1 protein-coding gene is annotated in these 3,034 nt (G+C 67.1%); it reads left to right on the top strand.

Going from position 1 to position 3,034, the window contains the following annotated elements; all coding sequences use genetic code 11:
* Positions 1-2,936, top strand: a 2,936-nt coding sequence (locus M9945_RS22665) for an efflux RND transporter permease subunit (RefSeq protein ID WP_367946347.1), incomplete at its 5' end; no start/stop codon positions are given.
* Positions 2,937-3,034: the final 98 nt, after the last annotated feature.

Here is a 3,034-nt window from a genome sequence, read left to right as displayed (position 1 = left end):
AGGCGACCTCCGACGGCGTCCTGACGCTGACGGTCACCTTCAAGCTCGGCACCGATCCGGACAAAGCCCAGCAGCTCGTGCAGAACCGCGTGTCGCAGGCCGAACCCCGCCTGCCGGCCGAAGTGCGCGCGCTCGGCGTCACCACGGTCAAGAGCTCGCCGGACTTCATCATGGTGGTGAACCTCGTCTCGAAGACCGACCGCTACGACATCACCTATCTGCGCAACTACGCCACGCTGAACATCAAGGACCGCCTCGCCCGCATCGAGGGCGTCGGCCAGGTCCAGGTGTTCGGCGCGGGCGACTATGCGATGCGTGTCTGGATCGATCCGCAGAAGGCGGCGGAGCATGCGCTCGCCGCCAGCGACATTTCCAACGCCATCCGCGAGCAGAACGTGCAGGCCGCCGCCGGCATCATCGGCGCCTCGCCCACCGCCAACGACGTCAACCTCCAGCTCAACGTCAATGCGCAGGGGCGCCTGCGCACGCCGGAGGAATTCGGCAACATCATCGTCAAGACCGGCGCGGAGGGCCAGATCACCCGCCTGCGCGACGTTGCCCGCATCGAGATGGGCGCGGCCGACTATTCGCTGCGCTCGCTGCTCGACGGCGAGCCGGCCGTCGCCGTCGCCGTGCTCCAGGCGCCGGGCTCCAACGCCATCGAGATCGCCGACAACGTCCGCGCCACGATGGACCAGCTCCAGATCGCCATGCCCGAGGGCGTGAAATACGAGATCGTCTACGACACGACGGAATTCGTGCGCGCCTCGATCGACAAGGTCGTCGACACGCTGCTCGAGGCCGTGGCGCTCGTCGTGCTCGTCGTCATCATCTTCCTCCAGACTTGGCGCGCCTCGATCATCCCGCTGCTCGCCGTCCCGGTCTCCATCATCGGCACCTTCGCCGTGATGTATGCCTTCGGCTTCTCGGTGAACGCGCTGACGCTCTTCGGCCTGGTGCTCGCCATCGGCATCGTGGTGGACGATGCGATCGTCGTCGTCGAGAACGTCGAGCGCAACATCGAGAACGGCCTTTCGCCGCGCGAAGCGACCTACCGGGCCATGCGCGAGGTCTCCGGCCCGATCATCGCCATCGCGCTGGTGCTCGTCGCCGTCTTCGTGCCGCTCGCCTTCATCAGCGGCCTCTCCGGCCAGTTCTACCGCCAGTTCGCGCTGACCATCGCGATCTCGACGGTCATCTCCGCCATCAACTCGCTGACGCTCTCCCCGGCGCTCGCCGCCCTTCTCCTGAAGGATCACCATGCGCCGAAGGATTGGCTGACGCGCGTGATGGACGGCCTGTTCGGCTGGTTCTTCCGCGGCTTCAACCGCGCCTTCAGCGCCGCCGGCAACGGCTACGGCCGCAGCGTCGGCGGGCTCGTCACGCGCAAGTCCCTGGTGATGGCGGTCTATCTCGCCCTGGTCGGCGCGACCTATGCGGTGTTCAACGCCGTGCCGGGCGGCTTCGTGCCGGCGCAGGACAAGCAGTACCTCATCGGCTTCGCCCAGCTTCCGGACGGCGCGACGCTCGACCGCACGGAAGAGGTCATCAAGAAGATGAGCGAGATCGCGCTGGAGCAGCCGGGCGTCGAGCACGCCATCGCCTTCCCGGGCCTGTCGATCAACGGCTTCACCATCGGCTCGAATTCCGGCATCGTCTTCGCCTCGCTCGCCCCCTTCGAGGAGCGCACGACGCCGGAGCTTTCCGGCGGGGCGATCGCCATGCAGCTGAACCAGAAGTTCGGCGCCATCCAGGATGCCTTCATCGCCATGTTCCCGCCCCCGCCGGTCAACGGCCTCGGCACGACGGGCGGCTTCAAGCTGCAGATCGAGGACCGCGCCGGCCTCGGCTACGGGCCGCTCAACGAGGCGACGCAGGCGTTCCTGGCGAAAGCCTACCAGACGCCGGAGCTGGCGGGCCTGTTCTCCAGCTTCCAGATCAACGTGCCGCAGCTCTACGCCGACCTCGACCGCTCCAAGGCCCAGCAGCTCGGCGTGCGCGTGACCGACGTGTTCGAGACGCTGCAGATCTATCTCGGCTCGCTCTACGTCAACGACTTCAACGCGTTCGGCCGCACCTACTCCGTGCGCGTCCAGGCGGACTCCGCCTTCCGCGCCAAGCCGGAGGATATCGGCCAGCTGAAAGTGCGCTCGCAGACGGGCGAGATGATCCCGCTCGCCGCCCTCCTCAAGGTGGACGCGACGACCGGGCCGGAGCGCACCACGCGCTACAACGGCTTCCTCGCCGCCGACATCAACGGCGGCCCGGCCCCCGGCTTCTCCTCCGGCCAGGCGCAGGAAGCCGTCGAGAAGATCGCGGCCGAGACGCTGCCCCCCGGCATCGACTTCGAGTGGACGGACCTCACCTACCAGCAGATCCTCGCCGGCAATTCGAGCATCGTCGTCTTCCCGCTGGCGCTGCTCCTGGTCTACCTGGTGCTCGCCGCGCAATATGAAAGCCTGACGCTGCCGATCGCCATCATCCTGATCGTGCCGATGGGCGTGCTCGCCGCGCTCGCCGGGGTCTGGTACACGGGCGGCGACAACAACGTCTTCACCCAGATCGGCCTCGTGGTGCTGGTGGGCCTGTCGGCGAAGAACGCCATCCTGATCGTCGAATTCGCGCGCGAGCTGGAATTCGAGGGCAGGACGCCGATCAAGGCCGCGATCGAGGCGAGCCGCCTGCGCCTGCGCCCGATCCTGATGACCTCGATGGCCTTCATCATGGGCGTCGTGCCGCTGGTCCTGTCCACCGGCGCGGGCGCGGAAATGCGCGCCGCCATGGGCCTTGCCGTCTTCTCCGGCATGATCGGCGTCACCTTCTTCGGCATCTTCATGACGCCGGTCTTCTACGTGCTGCTGCGGCGTTTGGCGGGCAACCGTCCTTTGGTGCAGCATGGCAAGTCGACGATGGAGGGAGAGACGCAGGCGGTGTAAAGCGGAAGGCCCCTGCCCACAAGGGCAGGCGAATTGCATATGGCAGCACGCTGCTGCTTTCCCCTTCTCCCCCGCGGGGAGAAGGTGGCCCGAAGGGT

This window comes from Aquamicrobium sp. (assembly GCF_023954335.1).
Classification (GTDB): Bacteria; Pseudomonadota; Alphaproteobacteria; order Rhizobiales; family Rhizobiaceae; genus Aerobium.
This window is presented reverse-complemented; position numbering and strand designations above follow the sequence as displayed.